Source organism: Photobacterium jeanii (genome assembly GCF_001650345.1).
GTDB classification, from domain to species: Bacteria; Pseudomonadota; Gammaproteobacteria; order Enterobacterales; family Vibrionaceae; genus Photobacterium; species Photobacterium jeanii.
Genome location: NZ_LVHF01000029.1, coordinates 230,925 through 246,750 on the forward strand (window position 1 = coordinate 230,925; position 15,826 = coordinate 246,750).

The 15,826-nt window shown below is 46.7% G+C and carries 15 protein-coding genes; 4 read left to right on the forward strand and 11 right to left on the reverse strand.

Features of this window, described 5'->3' with window-relative positions; genetic code table 11:
• Positions 1-9 precede the first annotated feature (9 nt).
• The 4 genes from A3K86_RS15870 to A3K86_RS15885 form a co-directional block, all read right to left on the reverse strand.
• Entirely contained in the window at positions 10-420 is a 411-nt protein-coding gene (locus A3K86_RS15870; protein ID WP_146145604.1) for a hypothetical protein, read from the reverse strand.
• A complete protein-coding gene (gene cutA / locus A3K86_RS15875; protein WP_068333255.1) occupies positions 404-721 on the reverse strand; it encodes a divalent-cation tolerance protein CutA in 318 nt (105 codons plus the stop codon). The genes A3K86_RS15870 and cutA overlap by 17 nt, the downstream gene beginning before the upstream one ends.
• Before the next feature lie 119 nt (positions 722-840).
• Complete coding sequence (locus tag A3K86_RS15880) at positions 841-2,931, reverse strand: alpha-amylase family glycosyl hydrolase (protein ID WP_415860041.1); 2,091 nt, start codon at positions 2,929-2,931, stop codon at positions 841-843.
• A 192-nt stretch (positions 2,932-3,123) separates the two neighbouring features.
• Positions 3,124-4,017, reverse strand: a complete 894-nt coding sequence (locus tag A3K86_RS15885; RefSeq protein ID WP_068333258.1) for a DMT family transporter — start codon at positions 4,015-4,017, stop codon at positions 3,124-3,126.
• Positions 4,018-4,118: 101 nt separating this feature from the next.
• Here A3K86_RS15885 and A3K86_RS15890 point away from each other — a divergent pair, with 101 nt between their 5' ends.
• The 3 genes from A3K86_RS15890 (at position 4,119) to A3K86_RS15900 (ending at position 7,291) form a co-directional block, all read left to right on the forward strand.
• Entirely contained in the window at positions 4,119-5,033 is a 915-nt protein-coding gene (locus A3K86_RS15890) for a LysR substrate-binding domain-containing protein (RefSeq protein ID WP_068333261.1), read from the forward strand.
• 142 nt (positions 5,034-5,175) lie between these two features.
• Positions 5,176-7,005, forward strand: coding sequence for an endonuclease/exonuclease/phosphatase family protein (locus A3K86_RS15895; RefSeq protein ID WP_068333264.1), 1,830 nt, complete (start codon positions 5,176-5,178; stop codon positions 7,003-7,005).
• Positions 7,006-7,183: 178 nt separating this feature from the next.
• Positions 7,184-7,291, forward strand: a complete 108-nt coding sequence (locus A3K86_RS15900; protein WP_068333267.1) for a 3-ketoacyl-ACP reductase — start codon at positions 7,184-7,186, stop codon at positions 7,289-7,291.
• 32 nt (positions 7,292-7,323) lie between these two features.
• On the opposite strand, the gene A3K86_RS15905 is transcribed toward A3K86_RS15900, so the two are convergent.
• From A3K86_RS15905 to A3K86_RS15935, 7 genes are all read right to left on the reverse strand, one after another.
• Complete coding sequence (locus A3K86_RS15905; protein ID WP_068333270.1) at positions 7,324-8,082, reverse strand: SDR family oxidoreductase; 759 nt, start codon at positions 8,080-8,082, stop codon at positions 7,324-7,326.
• Between the two features lie 11 nt (positions 8,083-8,093).
• Positions 8,094-8,993: a 3-hydroxyisobutyrate dehydrogenase gene (gene mmsB / locus A3K86_RS15910; protein WP_068333273.1), complete on the reverse strand. Its 900-nt coding sequence runs from the start codon at positions 8,991-8,993 to the stop codon at positions 8,094-8,096.
• Between the two features lie 95 nt (positions 8,994-9,088).
• On the reverse strand, positions 9,089-10,219 hold the full coding sequence (locus A3K86_RS15915; RefSeq protein WP_068333276.1) for an enoyl-CoA hydratase/isomerase family protein: 1,131 nt from the start codon (positions 10,217-10,219) through the stop codon (positions 9,089-9,091).
• Positions 10,220-10,232: 13 nt separating this feature from the next.
• Positions 10,233-11,030, reverse strand: coding sequence for an enoyl-CoA hydratase (locus tag A3K86_RS15920; protein WP_068333279.1), 798 nt, complete (start codon positions 11,028-11,030; stop codon positions 10,233-10,235).
• A 67-nt stretch (positions 11,031-11,097) separates the two neighbouring features.
• Entirely contained in the window at positions 11,098-12,252 is a 1,155-nt protein-coding gene (locus tag A3K86_RS15925) for an acyl-CoA dehydrogenase family protein (RefSeq protein ID WP_068333282.1), read from the reverse strand.
• Between the two features lie 120 nt (positions 12,253-12,372).
• The gene (locus A3K86_RS15930) at positions 12,373-13,866 is read right to left on the reverse strand and encodes a CoA-acylating methylmalonate-semialdehyde dehydrogenase (RefSeq protein ID WP_068333285.1); all 1,494 of its coding nucleotides are present in this window, start codon (positions 13,864-13,866) and stop codon (positions 12,373-12,375) included.
• A gap of 115 nt (positions 13,867-13,981) precedes the next feature.
• A complete protein-coding gene (locus A3K86_RS15935; protein ID WP_068333288.1) occupies positions 13,982-15,292 on the reverse strand; it encodes a thiolase family protein in 1,311 nt (436 codons plus the stop codon).
• Positions 15,293-15,437: 145 nt separating this feature from the next.
• Between A3K86_RS15935 and A3K86_RS15940 the strand changes: the two genes are divergently transcribed.
• Positions 15,438-15,818, forward strand: coding sequence for a MerR family transcriptional regulator (locus A3K86_RS15940; RefSeq protein ID WP_068333290.1), 381 nt, complete (start codon positions 15,438-15,440; stop codon positions 15,816-15,818).
• The last annotated feature ends 8 nt before the right edge of the window (positions 15,819-15,826 follow it).

Sequence of the window (15,826 nt, forward strand, 5' to 3'; positions counted from 1 at the left end):
AGAAGATTCTTAACTCGATTGCGCTGCTGTTATTTTCAGCCAAAAGGCTTGCTGACAGCTATTAATAAACTGCTTTGTTCTTGGTGTAATATGGCGCTCTTTAGGCTGGGTTAGTACTTCATAACTAATCCAGCATTCAGCACAAACCATATTACTTGCGGCATCATCGACTAGGGTTTGGCTTTCGGCTTGTTTAGCTTTAACAGGGTGATCAGACTCGACAAGGCGCTCAATGACCACACCGTTTTTAAACCTAAACTGGGTTTCAACGCTCTCAATCCAAATATCATCATCCAGATACGAGTTATCTATCACTCTACGTTCAGCAATGCACTCACTGTCATTACACTTTTCAAATGCTTGGATAGCCCTGACATAATCAGCCAAATCGTTGGTGGCAAGATCATTGGCATTCATCATTGATCCATCCAAGGTAATCTTTAAAGCCTGCGATGATCGGCAATTGGATAATTTCTGGCGTCTCGTAATCATGTAAACGAAGAATTTCAGCTTCAACTTGCGAATAGAGCGCGCACTTAGTTTTGATCATGACCTGCTTTTCAGCATCGCAATTCACTTCACCTTGCCAGTGATAGTAACTTTCAATCGCCTGAACCTGAATACAGGCAGCAAGGCGCTTCTCAATCAAACTATCGATGATCCTTTTACCCACTTTGTCATCAGCAAAGGTTGTCATCACTACACAATATTGCTCAGCCATCGCCCGTAACTCCTGCGGTCATAGTAAGAACAAAGGGAGCCGCAGCTCCCTCTATACAAAGTCAACACCATTATAGTTTCAGCCAACCAGCACTCACTTATCAGCTGAATTACAATATGTTATTGGCATTTTGACACCATAATCTCGCGAGGTCGACCATCATCGCTGAACTTCAGGCTCCATACATATCGACCATCTTGCGGAATCGTTACTGCAGTATCTTTGCCGTAACCACCGTAAGCTAACTTGGCTTCTTGCCCTACTTTGAGCTCTAAACCTTCGGCGGTGAACTGTGGTGACCAATCTTTACTGGCATACTGCATGCGGTACGCACCCGCTTTTTCATCCACTACAGCTTGGTAAACATTACTGCCTTTATACTGATACGCGCGCTGTGGCTTGTGCTGCCAACCAGAATCGGCAAAGTCACCCACGACATATAAAGTTTCAGCTCGTGGACCTTTTTCCTCTACCGTTGGATTATCACACTGTGCCATAAAACCTTCACCCGTTAGGCTCACAGCCGCCGCTTTTGCTATCACACCACTTTTGCTTGGCTGCTTAATGGCTAAAAAGCGCCCTTCAAAACCATTCAGTGGAATACGGTACTCACCATTCGCTAGTGTAAACACCTGCTGAGTTAAAAGATCAACCATCTCACCTTGTGAACCAATGTCTGCTGCTTGTAATACCTGTATCTGCGGCTTCTCTTGTGTGCTTACCATATACAACAAGGCTTCATTGGCATCTTGCTTGTGATCGATAAACACGGCGTCATCCGCTTTAATTTGGGTCCGTTTACCCTTGGCTATTACCGGGTGCTCAGCACGCAGTGACATTAACGATGCGACATAATCACGAAGTTGTCCCTGTTGCTTATTCAATGTCGTGGTCACACCATCAATTTTGGCACTGCTACGCGCAACATGATCATCACAATAACCCTGTAATGCACAAATATCACTTGACGCTTTATCGGCAAAGTTAGGTACTTCGTCACCCACCTCTTCACCGTAATACAAGGTAATTGGGCCGTTATACGCAGCAAGGAAAGACAGAGCGCCACGGTGACGTTGCCAATATTCAGGTTGCTGAGGATTCGCAATATTACCTCGTTGCAGCAAATCACCGATTCGGACTAAATCGTGATTACCCAACATCAAATTAGGCTTAGCATGATCTGGATAGAGACTATGAAGCGAGAGCCCTTCAGCAAGCCATTCACCGCCCTTGCCACCGTTTGCATTTTCATTAACCGCAAACGTTTCTAGCACCCGGTAGCGTAGCGGGAAATCAAATGCAGAACACAACGCAGGATCATCATCACTGCCGTAACCGGTTTGAGTGATGTAATTTTCATTGTTCCAAATTTCAGCCACCATATAACCCAACGGATGCACTTGGTCACCTGCGGCATTGGTATAGGTGACAGACTTAGATGCGTCATCAACGGATTTTCGGATTGCTTTCCAAGCTTGTGGCGGCACTTGATAGGCCTGATCTAATCGCCAACCGTCAATTTTGAGCTCTTTAACCCAGTAACTCGCCACTTCCTGATAAAAAGCGAGGCTTTGCGGATAATCAACCGGATTACTCTTACCAGCAGGTAAACGATCTTGTGGCGACGGCACGACATTTTCTTTATGGTGACCAAACACACCATCAAGGAAGACATACATGCCTTTCGCATGAGCCGCATCCACTAAGGCTTTCGCGGTTTCCATATCGCCAAAACGCGGATCAATCGCAAAATAGTTACTGGTAAAATACCCTGTTGCATCAAGGCGATCAGCCCAATGGTTCTGACCTTCAGCAGGTATAGAATGGAAAATTGGCGTTAACCAAATCGCATTCATACCCAGTGACTGAATGTAATCAAGTGAATCAATAATGCCCTGTAAATCCCCTTTATGATGGCTGGTACCGTAGCCAGTACCGTGACCGATACTGTCATCACCATTCACAAAGCTTTCCACCATGATCTGATAAATGCGCAGATCTTGCGATTGATCCATCATGGTTGCATCACAAACATACGGTTGTGTTAAGTAACCTTGGAGGTTGGCAGTCTGAGCGCTCTGTTCGTTCGTGGTTGAACTGGCTTGGCAACCCATTAGCGACACTGCGACGGCAACCGCAGCAGCCGAACGTAAATAAGAAAGAGAAGGAATGAGGGATAATGGCTGAGGTAAAATCCGATTTTTCACGATAAAGTCCTTGAAAGCCTGAAGCGGCAATAAGTGTAGAGTCAGGTAGTTAACATTATGTTTTATCGTGATTATCCAATAGGATGAAAAGCAATACCCCATCCTAGTAACACTTTTTCGCAGGCGTAGAAGTAAGGCTGAGAGATAAGGCTCACACTTTGTCGCCTACCAAGTGTGAGCCGAAGCAAGTTCGAGTTAATTGTCATCCCTTGAGACAGATGCAGCAGCCAAAGCTTGCTTTTGTTTGTTCGCTTGTTCGATTTTCGCCAACCAAATTAATGGCACAATAATCAATGCGGCACCTATCAGCATTTCTATTTCTGGCATTTCACCAAACCAAATCACACCAACAACTACCGCGCCAAGCAAACCGCTGTATTCGGCACTGGCAATTTTGTTACTTTCAGCAGAGCGGTAAGCGACTACACAGGTTGCGGCATAAATCAAAATAAACAAACTCGAACCTGTTGCCGTCAGTAGCGGCTCCCACTGCCAAGTTTGCCCTTCCCACAGTGCCAAGCCTAACGAAGCGGGCATGCCGACTAAATTAGTCAGTAGCAGGGTTTGCGGCACGCTTTGCGTGGTCGGTAACTTGCGGATCAACAAATTGTTACCCGCTAAGGTCAATGCAACCACCAAGGCCGCGATTGCAGCCCAATCAATATGGGTTGGACGGATCACCACCAGCACGCCAATAAAACCAATGACCCCAGTTAGCACTGAATATTTGGTGAGCTGCTCACGATAGAAAAACGCAGCAAGTGGCAACATGATCAGAGGCGCTGCGTAGAAAATCGCATTCGCTGTCGCCAATGGCATCGCATTAATGGCAAATACCATGAAAATCGCACCCACCAGCCAAATGTGTGCGCGTAACGCATGCCATTTTAGCCCTGCCGTCAGCTCTGCTCGTGAACTTTTCAAGCAAAAAGGCAGCACAATACACACCGCACTTAATTGGCGGAAAAAGACAAATTGAAACACAGGTACGCCATCGTCCAGCGTTTTAATTAAGGCATCAGAGAAGACTGCAATGATATTGCCTAAGATCAACAACATCATGGCATAGCCAACAGATTTATTAGACATTGAATACACTCTGCACAGAGGGTGGAATTTTTATGCAGAGTATGCAAAGTTAGCAATGAAGTATAATGATTAATATTACCTTAGTATGAGCTATTTCGATAATGAAGCTACCACCTCTACGCGCAGTCTATTGCTTTGAAGCCGTGGCGCGCTGTAACAGTTTTTCGCAAGCAGCAGAAAGCCTCAATGTGACCCAAAGTGCGGTCAGTCATCAGGTCAAATTACTTGAAGAATACCTTGGTAAACCCTTATTTGTGCGCCAAGGGCGCTTGCTGTCACTGACCGATGAAGGTAAACACTATTATGAGTCTATCCGCCATGCACTGCACGACATCGCTCATGCTAGCCAAAGCATTAAAGAAGGTAATCAAGGCAAACTCAGACTGGCAATGTACAGCACCTTAGCGGTGAAATGGTTGATCCCAAGACTTGATGACTTACGCCAACAGCACCCTGAAATCGATCTTTCATTGATCATGGTGTCCGACGATCCTAACTTTAACGATCACACGGCTGATTGTTTTATCACGGTTAAACCACCTAAAAAGCACTTTCATATTGAGCACTTATACCAAGAGCGTCTCTACCCTGTATGCAGCCAGTACTTATGGGAAAAACTTAAAAATCAGCCTCTACCTGAAAGCTTATGGCAATACCCGCTGCTATCGGTTACTTCTGCGACAGCTTCTGGCAAAGAAGGGGACGATTGGCGTTTATGGTGTAAAGCGGGTGATATCTCGCTACCATCTTCAGTACAAATGCATTATTTCAGCCACATGCTATTAGCCGCTGAAGCGGCACGCTATAACCAAGGGATCACCTTCTTAAACCACTATTTCATGACAGAAGAAGAACGCCACCATAGCTTTGTTCGACTACCTCTGCATGATCTTCCCACTGGCGATGATTTTTATTTCACTTACAAATCAACGCGTGCACAAGACCCACATATCGAGAAACTCGGTCGCTGGCTAAAAATACAATGTGCAGAGATGAATGCGGAAATGAACATGTAGTTTGTATGAAAGGAGTCGATAACAAAATTATTCACTTACCTCACAAAATCTAACGATTGCCGTCAACAGAGCGTCACTCACCGCCGTCAAGATAAAAAAGAAGTTCAATAGCGAATTTATTTGACGACGTTAGAGGTAAACCGTGAAAAAAGCCCTTATTTCTTTGGTAATTGCAGGCGCACTCATCGGCTGTGACGACACACAAACGGAACAAACGACACAGGTTAAAGTATTAACCGCGAACCTTTGGCACGATCTCAACAAAGGCTATGACGCAGGTTTAGCTGAAATGAAGCACAGCCAAGCTGACATCATCTTCACCCAAGAATCTGATGGTGTGAATGCCCGCTTGGCTGAAGATCTCAACATGCACATGTGGCAAGGCCCTGACGGTCGAGCATCGATAGGGATTTTATCAAAATTCCCTATTACCAAAGTGTTTGATGGTGAGGGCGAAGGGCTGGATCAAGATCGCGGTCATCAAATCGGCGCTTTACTCGATATTAACGGGCGTGACGTCATCGTGTGGAACAACCACCTCGATTGGAAAGAGTACACTACGGTTTCCCCTCGGGGCATACAAGGCAACGGTACAACATTCGATGGTTGTACGCCTGTCAGCGACAACGCAGAGCTTGATCGCTTAAATGAACAATCTAAACGCCCAAACCAAGTACGCAATAAGCTTCACCAGCTCAAGCCTTACTTGGATAACAATACTTTAGTGATCAGCGGTGGCGACTTCAATGAAGCCAGTGGTTTAGATTGGACAGATGCTAGTGCTGCCCTCTTTGACCATAAAGGGATCAGTCATGACTTCCTTTCTCATCGACTACTTCGTCAAGCGGGATTAAAAGACAGCTTCCGCGAACTCTACCCAGATGCGAACCGTTACCCAGGGATCACTTGGCCATTCCGAAATGCCGATAGTTGGACCACAGGAGCTAACGTTGTAAAAAGCTGCCAACGAGCAATTGATGATCGCGATCGTATCGATTTTATTTACTACAACCCAGCCGATGGGGTGAAGCTAGATAAAGTGGCTTTCATCGGTCCACGTTACTCAACGTACTTTAAAGCGCCGCATGGCTCAGATTTCACCACTTACGAACCGCACGAGGGTATCCAAGTCGACGCAAGTGGTGAACCAACATACGCCATTAATGATTTTCCGTCTGATCATCTGTGGTACAGCGCGACTTTCAACATTAAAACGCCAAACAAAACCAGTAAAAAGCCAAGCCTCAATTTCAACCCTAAATTTGAAAACACCCTATTAGGTACAGATGGTACGAACCTCACTGTTGGCTTTAACATTAGCAACTGGCAACACCATGAAGCAGAACGCGACTACTGGCTATTCATCACATCTCACGCCGCGAGCCCGAGCTCGTACTCTGGTGGACGCGTTGCAATTAAACAAAAACCGGATACCAAACACCCACTGGCGGTGACTGTTGATGAAACCTTCTTGCGAAGCTTAAAAGCCAATGAACAAAAGCTGCAATTACGCTTGTTTACCATGAGTGGTCCTTCACCAAAAATTTTGGCGTCGAAAACCTTTACTCTCGATGAAATTGAAAAAATCGTCGATGTGAAGGTACCAACTGTCAGTATCAATAATGGGCAGAGTTTAAATATCAACGCAGCGATCCCATTTTCTTGGGAAAACGCGACACAAAACCCAAATCAATGGATTGGTATTTACACAAAAGGTCAAAGTGTTAGTGAGCAAAGCAAAGGCTGGTTATATACAAGAACCGATCTCACAGAGACATCATCGTTAGCTGACTGGCACAGCAAACCAAGTAAAGGCAATGAACAAGGTAGCGTAACTTTGCCATCATTAAAGACGTTGCTACAAGCGCGGATGCCAAATGCCAAAGCTGGCGAGTATGATTTTTACTTATTCGGCGATAGCGACGGCAAAAGCAGCGTGTTAGCCAAACAAACAGTAACCGTCACTGACTAACTGATAACATGACTTAGATTTGATGTTTTTCACGAACTGAGCCGCCATAAACAATGCCCGCCCCATTGAGTAAAGTCAGGATGACATCTCGATTAGTCGGGCTTCAAAATTTTGTTGCAACTTTCCGCTCGAAACGACTGCTTGTTTGTGGCACATTAGCGCCAAAACAGGAGTCACTATGAACAAACTATTTACCTTACTCAACAAAGTCGCTGCTATTATCGCGATGCTAATGTTTGTTATTGGCGGTGGTTTAGCACTGTTTGTGCTTTTTTATGGGCCATAAATAAACCCAGCGAAGTGGCTCGCCGTTTCGCGCTACATGCGCATCCCACCGTCAATTTCTATCACTCGCCCTGTTAAATAATCATTTTCTAGAATGAATTTCACGGTATGGGCTATTTCAGCAGCATCACCAATTCGCCCTAGTGGCACCATTTTCTCAAGCCGTTCTATTGCTTCGGGTTTTAACTGATCTGCCATGGCTGTTTTAATCACGCCCGGTGCAATAGCAGCAGCACGAATGCCGTAACGGCTTAACTCTTTCGCCCAACAGACTGCCATGGTCGCTACTGCCGCTTTTGATGCCGCATAATTGGTTTGACCTATATTCCCCGCTCGCGCAACACTGGAAATATTGATGATCACCCCTTGGCGTTCTGTGGCTATCATTTTTGCTGCCGCCTCGCGACCACATAGGAAAGTGCCGTTAACATTCACCTTCATTACCAAGTCAAATTGCTCAAGCGACATCTTAGTAAGCTCATCATCTTTCTGTTTTACCAATAAGCCATCACGTAATACGCCAGCATTGTTAATCAAACCATCAAGTTGACCAAAATCTTCAATAATATGATTAAAAGTCAGCTCGACTTCCGCTTCATTGGTGACATCAGTTTTATACACCATGGCGCGGGCACTGAGCATGTGGCATTGGTCTTGAGTCTGACGCAGCGCCGCCTCGTTTACATCAATCAGCGCTAAATCCGCTCCCGCTTGTGCCAAGGTCAGCGCCATCATTTGTCCTAACCCTTGCCCAGCTCCGGTAATAGCAATCACACTTTCCTTAATGTCCATTGGCTATATCCTTATTTTGATTTGTAAAACTCAAACAAACTGGAGAAGTCTAACGCCTCGTGTCCCCTCGCATTGTGAAATGCATACAAATTTCGCGCTAAACTGCCCATCGGGATCGCTGAGTCACTTTTTAGCGCCGCATCCGCTCCTAACCCTAAATCTTTCAGCATTAACTTGCCCATAAAACCAGGCTGATACTGATTACTCGCAGGCGCGGTTGGCATCACTTGTGGGCATGGGTTATACAATTCTAGTGCCCAGTTTCGCCCAGAGCTTTGCAGCATGATGTCAGACAAAACCTTAGGATCGAGGCCATTATCAATACCTAAATTCAACGCTTCACAAGTGCCTGCCATTAAAATGCCAAGCATCAGGTTATTGCAGATTTTTGCCATTTGCCCATCACCCGCTTTACCAGCGTGGAAAATGTTTTTTCCGACATGTTTGAGCACTTGCTGCGCCTGTTGAAAGCCTTGATCACTGCCGCCAACAATAAAAGTTAATGTTCCGGCTTGTGCGCCAGCGACTCCACCTGATACTGGCGCGTCAACAAAGGTTAACCCTTTCTTGTCCGCTTCTGCTGCCACTAAACGCGCTGAATCCGGATCTATGGTTGAGGAGTCAATCAAGAAAGTATCAGCGGCAACCAAGTTCAACAAACCAACACCACCATGATGATCACCCAAATACACAGCGCGTACATGTTCACCGGCGGGGAGCATAGTGATCACCGTATCAGCACCTTGAACAACTTCATCTAGGTTGGCCGCAACCACAGCACCATCAACAGCTAGTGCCTGTGCAGCTTGGGCATTGATATCAAAGACCTGCACTGTGCAGCCAGCCGTCAATAGGTTTTTCACCATTGGCGTACCCATATTACCCAAGCCGATAAACGCGATAGTTTTCATGATGACTCCTAGAATTCAGGTTCAAGTTTGCTCTGCAGTATTTAGTGCTCACTCTTTACGTTCAACGCTTCACGCCCGATCTTCACACTCAACGATTAACAGCCGAGCTCTGCAAGCGGATGGTCTTGTGGTTTCCAATAAGAGGTAAAGAGTTGATCGATCACGCTCTGATCAACATGATCAACACTGTTAAAGCGCCATTGCGGATCGCCTGTTTTATCAATAAGTAAGGCTCGAACTCCCTCTTGAAACTCACCTAACTCGCCACAACGAAGCGATAAGTCCAGCTCAAGACGAAAACAGTCTGCCAGCGGCATATGGTGGTAATCATTCACTTGTCGAAAACAGATGTAGGCAGAAATAGGACTACCTGCTTGCATCGTCGCTTTGGCTTTTTCAATCCAGCGTCCTAAACCGTCAATCGCCATAATTTGTTGATAAACCACAGACAGTTTGGGGCTGACGCAAGCGGCTTGGATCTGAGCAAAATACGGAATCAGCTGGCTCGCAGGCATCGCTGGTACAACATCGATTGCGAGGTTAGCCAATAACTCATCCACCATTAAATGGTTCTCTTCAACGCTTCGCCACGGGTTATGTGTCAGTTGCTCAAATAGCTCTGCTTTGTGCTCAGCCCGCACCACGTGATCGGCAATACGAAGATCTATCGCATCGCTGGCATTTATCACCGCGCCCGTTAAGCCTAGAAACAAACCAATCCCTGTTGGGAGCTGATTCAAGAACCAAGTCCCACCCACATCAGGGTATAAACCGATCGTAATTTCAGGCATCGCCAGTTTGGAATGCTGAGTCAACACTCTGTGGCTTGCGCCAATGTACAAGCCAATTCCCCCACCCATCACAATGCCATCGCCCCACACAATAATGGGCTTGGTATAGGTATGAATTAAATAGTCACACTGATATTCCAGCGTGAAATACGCGGCAAGAAAGGGTTGTACCTGATTTTTTTTCGGGGGAGAGTTTTGCATTGCATGGTACATGGCGCGAACATCACCACCAGCACAGAAGGCTTTATCACCTGCCGCGCACAAAACGACGCAGCTAATGGTGTCATCGTCTTGCCATATTTGAAGTTGAGTATAGAGCAGCTTGATCATGTCATAAGTTAAGGCATTCAAGGACGACGTATTATCAAGCTCTGCGACCCCAATTTGATGGCCGCTAGTACATGAGAGTTGCTGAAAATTTACCGTGCCTGCCATTGGCTTTTCCTCGCTATTGATTCTTCCATTCAGGAGGGCGTTTTTCTAAAAATGCTTGTACCCCTTCTTGTTGATCTTGGGTATCAAACAGTTGAATAAAGAGTTCCCGTTCGCGCACTAAACCATGTTGATGAGAGTGTAAGCGACTATTTTGGATCAGCGCTTTGCACGCCGTGACCGATGAAGGCGATTGATTGGCAACGCTATGGGCTAACGCAAGCGCCTTAGAAAGGGCTTCACCTTGTTCCACCACTTCTTCGACCAAACCTATCGCTCGTGCTTGCTCTGCTTTCAGTTGTTCGCCACATAAAATAATGCGTTTTGCCCAGCCCTCGCCAACTAACCAAGTTAGGTTTTGCGTCCCACCCGCACAAGGCAATAACCCCACTTTGGCTTCGGGTAACGCCAACACAGCTTGCTGTTCGGCAATACGAATGTCACAAGCGAGTGCGACTTCTAAACCACCACCCATTGCATAACCATTAATAGCGGCAACCGAGACACCACGAAACGCTGATAATGTTTCAAACGCTTCACCGAAACAGCGCGCCATTTCAAGAGCGCGGGCTTTATCACCATCGGCAAATAACTTGAGATCCGCGCCTGCTGAGAAGAATTTCTCACCATCACCGGTTATCACAAGGGCGTAGATATTTTTATCGTCATTTAGGGTTTCAATAAGGTGCTTTAAGTCGCGCAAACTGGTTGCGGTCCAAGTATTGGCTGGCGGATTAGTCATGGTCAGGACAGCAACATGCCCATCATAGTGAATGTGAATTGCTTCATTTTTCTGTGGAGATGTCGAACCCATGATTCTTCCTCTTGTTCAAAGCACAATAGATAGAGCATTAACGACAAAAACAGTATGACAATAACAATTACAGTAGCTCTACGCCTTCCGCTAATACGCGACGAGCGATGATTAAACGCATGATTTCATTAGTACCTTCTAAGATTTGATGCACACGCACATCACGAAAATGACGCTCCAACGGGTATTCCTGAATATAACCATAGCCACCAAATATCTGTAATGCTTGGTCACATACCGTAAACCCGACATCGGTAGCAAAACGTTTTGCCATTGCACAATATGCTGTTGCTTCGGGATGTTGTTTATCTAGCTTATCAGCGGCATAGCGTACTAATTGCCGAGCAGCCACTAAGTCGGTCGCCATATCCGCCAATTTAAATTGCAATCCTTGAAACTGTGCGAGCTGACGACCGAACTGCTGGCGTTCATTCATATATTGGGTGGCGTGATTCAATGCCTGCTGCGCCGTACCAATGGAGCAACTTGCAATGTTGATGCGCCCACCATCCAACCCTTTCATAGCAAGCTTAAAGCCTTCCCCTTCTTTACCAAGCAAACCGGATTGTGGAACCTGCACATTTTCAAAGGTTACAGATCGAGTTGGCTGGCTATGCCAGCCCATTTTGGGCTCTTTGCGCCCGTAACTAATGCCAGTACTGTGCGCATCCACTACAAAGGCAGAAATGCCTGCCGCTCCTGCATCGCCAGTACGTGCCATCACCACCAACACATCGGTATCACCCGCGCCAGAAATAAACGCTTTTGCGCCATTAAGAACATAACTGTCGCCCTGCTTCACCGCTGTAGTTGTCAGTGATGCCGCGTCCGAACCTGCATTGGCTTCCGTTAAACAATAAGAGCCTAACTTGGCACCAGCGATGAGATCAGGGCAAAACTCAGCAGTGGCGGGTTCGGTACCGCTACTGGCGATCATCCAAGTGACCATATTATGAATCGTCATAAATGCCGTAGTAGAGGTGCACCCCATGGCTAATTGTTCGAAGATAATAGATGCATCTAACCGACTGAGCCCTAACCCACCCTGTGCTTCTGGGGTATAAAGACTCATAAAGCCCATCTCGCCAGCAGCTTGCAAAACATCTTTAGGGAAGGTTGATTCTTGATCCCATCGCGCAGCTTTGGGTGCTAACTGCTGCTCAGAAAACTGCTTGGCGGCATCAACAAAGAATTGTTGCTCTTGGCTTAAATCAAAGTTCATCTTCACACCTCCATTTCAGCAAGACAGCTCGCAACATGAACGCTTATTCACGCATATAGCTGCCTTAACAAGGCAAAAGAAAGGTTAAGAAAAAGGCAACCGGCAATGCCCAACCCTGCGTTACTTTAATTGGATACTCATATTGAGCGCTGCCGGAATATCATCATCGAACCAACGAGCGGTGACTGTTTTTGTCTCGGTATAAAAACGCACGGCTTGCTTACCATAGGCATGCAAATCGCCGTAAAAGCTGCCTCGCCAACCTGTAAATGAGAAAAATGGCAGTGGTACAGGAATAGGCACGTTAATGCCGACCTGACCCACTTGAATCTGATGCTGATACTTACGCGCTGCCGCACCGCAGGCGGTAAAAATAGAAGTGCCGTTACCGTAAGGGTTGGCGTTCACTAACGCGATTGCTTCTTCCAAGGTATCAACTGTCATGCACAGTAAAACTGGTCCAAATATTTCTTGTTGATAGAGCTCCATTGCGGGTGTCACCCCACTAAAGACAGTTGGTGCCAGCCAATTCCCTTGTTCATAACCAGCAACCGTATAACCCGTACCATCTAGCTCACATATCGCACCTTGCTGTTTACCTTGCTCAATTAACCCAATCACCCGTGATTTCGCGGCAGCACTGATCAAAGGACCATATGCGGCAGTCTCATCGTTCCATACGCCCGGCTTCACTTTTGCCATTTCAGCCACCAGCTCAGGGATCCACGCCTTGCTATCACCCACAAACACCGCCACAGAAATCGCCATACAGCGCTGTCCAGCGGCACCAACAGATGAACTCACCAAGTTAGTGAGTACCTGCTCTTTATTGGCATCAGGCATCACCACCATATGATTCTTCGCCCCAGCAAAAGCTTGGACGCGTTTAAAATGCGTAGTTGCCGTTTGATAAATGTATTGCGCCACAGGCACTGAACCCACAAACGAAATAGTGCGAATATCTGGATGAGCTAACAACTGATCAACTTGCGATTTCTGACCATGAACCACTTGCAGCACACCTTTAGGTGCACCTGCTTGTTCGAACAATTCCGCAAGTCGCATCGCAGTTAAAGGGACTTGTTCTGAAGGCTTCAACACAAAGGTATTACCGCAGGCGATCGCCATCGGAAACATCCACAATGGGATCATAGCGGGGAAGTTAAACGGGGTTATCCCACAGCACACACCGAGCGGTTGGATCAGCGAGTAGCTATCAATGTCGGTCGCGACATTTTCTACCGTCTCGCCCATCATCAAACTGGCGATATTGGCAGCCTGCTCCACCACTTCAATCCCACGCCATACATCGCCTTTGGCATCAACGGTCGTTTTACCCGTTTCTGACGATAGCAAAGCCGCGATCTCATCGTGATGCTGTTTAAGGAGGTGCTGATAATTGAGCATCAAGCGGGCACGCTCAGGGGTTGCTACTTCTTTCCAACTCATAAAAGCACGCTTAGCATCAGCAATAGCCGCTTCAATTTCGGAGTCGGTTGCGCAAGGTAACTTGGCAATCACCTGATTTGAGGCCGGATCTGTCACATCAACCCATCGTTGAGTCGCAGATTGACGAAACTCGCCTTCAATATAAAGCGGCACAGACTGAACCATAGTTGTATTCCTCTTTGCTTAAGCAATGATGGAAGTCGCTCACGGCGCGTTTTCATCACGCTTTATATCGTTTGAAAAATCCTAAAAACATCCAAAACAATTTGATATGGCTATCCTACAAACCTGCTGATTTAGGCAGTTCTATCGCCACAGCAGTGGCTTCACCACCACCAATACACAGTGATGCCACGCCATAAACTGCGCGGTTTTCCCCTTGGTTGATCAGCTGTTGCTGTAATTGTTGCAACGCATGGATCAGAGTCACTATGATTCGCGTACCGCTCGCACCAATAGGGTGGCCCAGCGCACAAGCACCGCCGTTCACGTTTACCCTTTCTTCATCAATGCCTAAACCTTTAATGGCGACTTGGGTGACGACCGCAAAGGCTTCATTGATTTCCCAACGATCAACCTTCTCTACCGACCAACCCAACTTATCGAGCAAGGCATGGCAAGCAAACTGTGGAGCAAGAGTAAACTCCGCGGGTTCTCTGGCATGAGTCGCATGACCGTGAAGGATCGCCAGCGGTAATATCTGATGCGCTATAGAAAGATCGCTATCAATTAACATCAACGCCGCCGCACCATCTGAAATAGCACTCGAATTGGCCGCTGTGATGCTGCCAGCACTTTCACCATCAGACGTTACTTTAGACGCTGAAGACGAAACAAAGGCAGGTTTAAGTTTGGGGATTTTATCTAGCTGAATCTCATTAGGGTGTTCATCATCTGAAACGATCTCAGGTATCGATTTATAGCCCGATTTCGAATGCGACTTTTGCTGTTGAGCCAATACCACGGGTACAATTTCATCCATAAACCGACCATCACTTTGGGCGGCTTTTGCCCGCTCTGCCGAGCGAATTGCCCACGCGTCCATTTGTTCACGACTGAAACCTTGCTCATCGGCTGTCGCTTGACCGTACACACCCATCAAATGCCCTTCGTAGGCATCTTGTAGACCATCAAAAAACATATGGTCTTGCGCTGTTTTGTGCCCCGCCCGAAACCCTTGTCGTGCTTGAGGCAACAAATACGGCGCGTTAGTCATGCTTTCCATCCCACCCGCAATAATGCACTGGCTATGACCAAGCAGGATCTGATCAAAGGCCATCATTACGGTTTTCATACCTGAACCACAAACTTTATTCACCGTGGTACACGGCGTCGCGTAGCTCAGCCCCGCTTGAATGGCTGCTTGTCGCGCAGGCGCTTGACCACACCCCGCCGTCAGTACACAGCCCATGTAAACTTCATCAATCGTGAAAGGTAAGGAAGTAGAAGATGGCAGCTTTTCGCTGGCTTGCTCTAAGGTAGCCGCAATTGCCCAGCCCCCTAGCTCTGGGGCAGAGAGTGAGCTTAATGTGCCTTGGAAGCTCCCAATGGGCGTGCGTTTAGCAGCAATAATATGAACGGTTTTCGCCATGACATCGTCCTTTCGATTTCTTGACGTATACGTAAGCATAGCACTAACATTTACGTAAACGTAAAGAAACAAATTGCAAACATTGCAGCCCCTAGTCGTACCAATGGCACCATTTCGTGACACGCTGGATTACAGGAGCTTTGCCATGGAAACTTTCAAGATCAGCGAGTTGGCAAAAGAGTTCGACATCACCACCCGTAGCATTCGGTTCTACGAAGACGTTGGCTTGCTCGCTCCCACTCGCAGTGGCACAACCCGTATCTATCAGCGGCGCGACAAAATCCGATTAAAACTCATTCTAAGGGGCAAAAGGCTAGGTTTTTCGTTGGCAGAAATTCGCGAACTGTTTGATCTCTACGATACCGATCAAACACATGCACAACTCAATCAAATGCTCACCATCATTGATGAAAAGCAGGCCGTACTCCAACAACAACTCAATGACATTAATGTAGTGATGAACGAATTAACGGCCGCTCGTGAGCGTTGCTTACTGGCGATCGGTAATAGTGATTTAAGCAAATAGGGTTATGC

Bases quoted from the DNA above. Each gene is read 5' to 3' on its own strand.
- A3K86_RS15905 (WP_068333270.1), bottom strand. From the start codon at position 8,082: ATGGACATTAAGGAAAGTGTGATTGCTATTACCGGAGCTGGGCAAGGG.
- A3K86_RS15940 (WP_068333290.1), top strand. From the start codon at position 15,438: ATGGAAACTTTCAAGATCAGCGAGTTGGCAAAAGAGTTCGACATCACC.
- A3K86_RS15915 (WP_068333276.1), bottom strand. From the start codon at position 10,219: ATGGCAGGCACGGTAAATTTTCAGCAACTCTCATGTACTAGCGGCCAT.
- A3K86_RS15890 (WP_068333261.1), top strand. From the start codon at position 4,119: ATGAAGCTACCACCTCTACGCGCAGTCTATTGCTTTGAAGCCGTGGCG.
- A3K86_RS15885 (WP_068333258.1), bottom strand. From the start codon at position 4,017: ATGTCTAATAAATCTGTTGGCTATGCCATGATGTTGTTGATCTTAGGC.
- A3K86_RS15920 (WP_068333279.1), bottom strand. From the start codon at position 11,030: ATGGGTTCGACATCTCCACAGAAAAATGAAGCAATTCACATTCACTAT.
- A3K86_RS15935 (WP_068333288.1), bottom strand. From the start codon at position 15,292: ATGGCGAAAACCGTTCATATTATTGCTGCTAAACGCACGCCCATTGGG.
- A3K86_RS15900 (WP_068333267.1), top strand. From the start codon at position 7,184: ATGAACAAACTATTTACCTTACTCAACAAAGTCGCTGCTATTATCGCG.
- A3K86_RS15870 (WP_146145604.1), bottom strand. From the start codon at position 420: ATGATGAATGCCAATGATCTTGCCACCAACGATTTGGCTGATTATGTC.
- mmsB (WP_068333273.1), bottom strand. From the start codon at position 8,993: ATGAAAACTATCGCGTTTATCGGCTTGGGTAATATGGGTACGCCAATG.
- A3K86_RS15930 (WP_068333285.1), bottom strand. From the start codon at position 13,866: ATGGTTCAGTCTGTGCCGCTTTATATTGAAGGCGAGTTTCGTCAATCT.
- cutA (WP_068333255.1), bottom strand. From the start codon at position 721: ATGGCTGAGCAATATTGTGTAGTGATGACAACCTTTGCTGATGACAAA.
- A3K86_RS15925 (WP_068333282.1), bottom strand. From the start codon at position 12,252: ATGAACTTTGATTTAAGCCAAGAGCAACAATTCTTTGTTGATGCCGCC.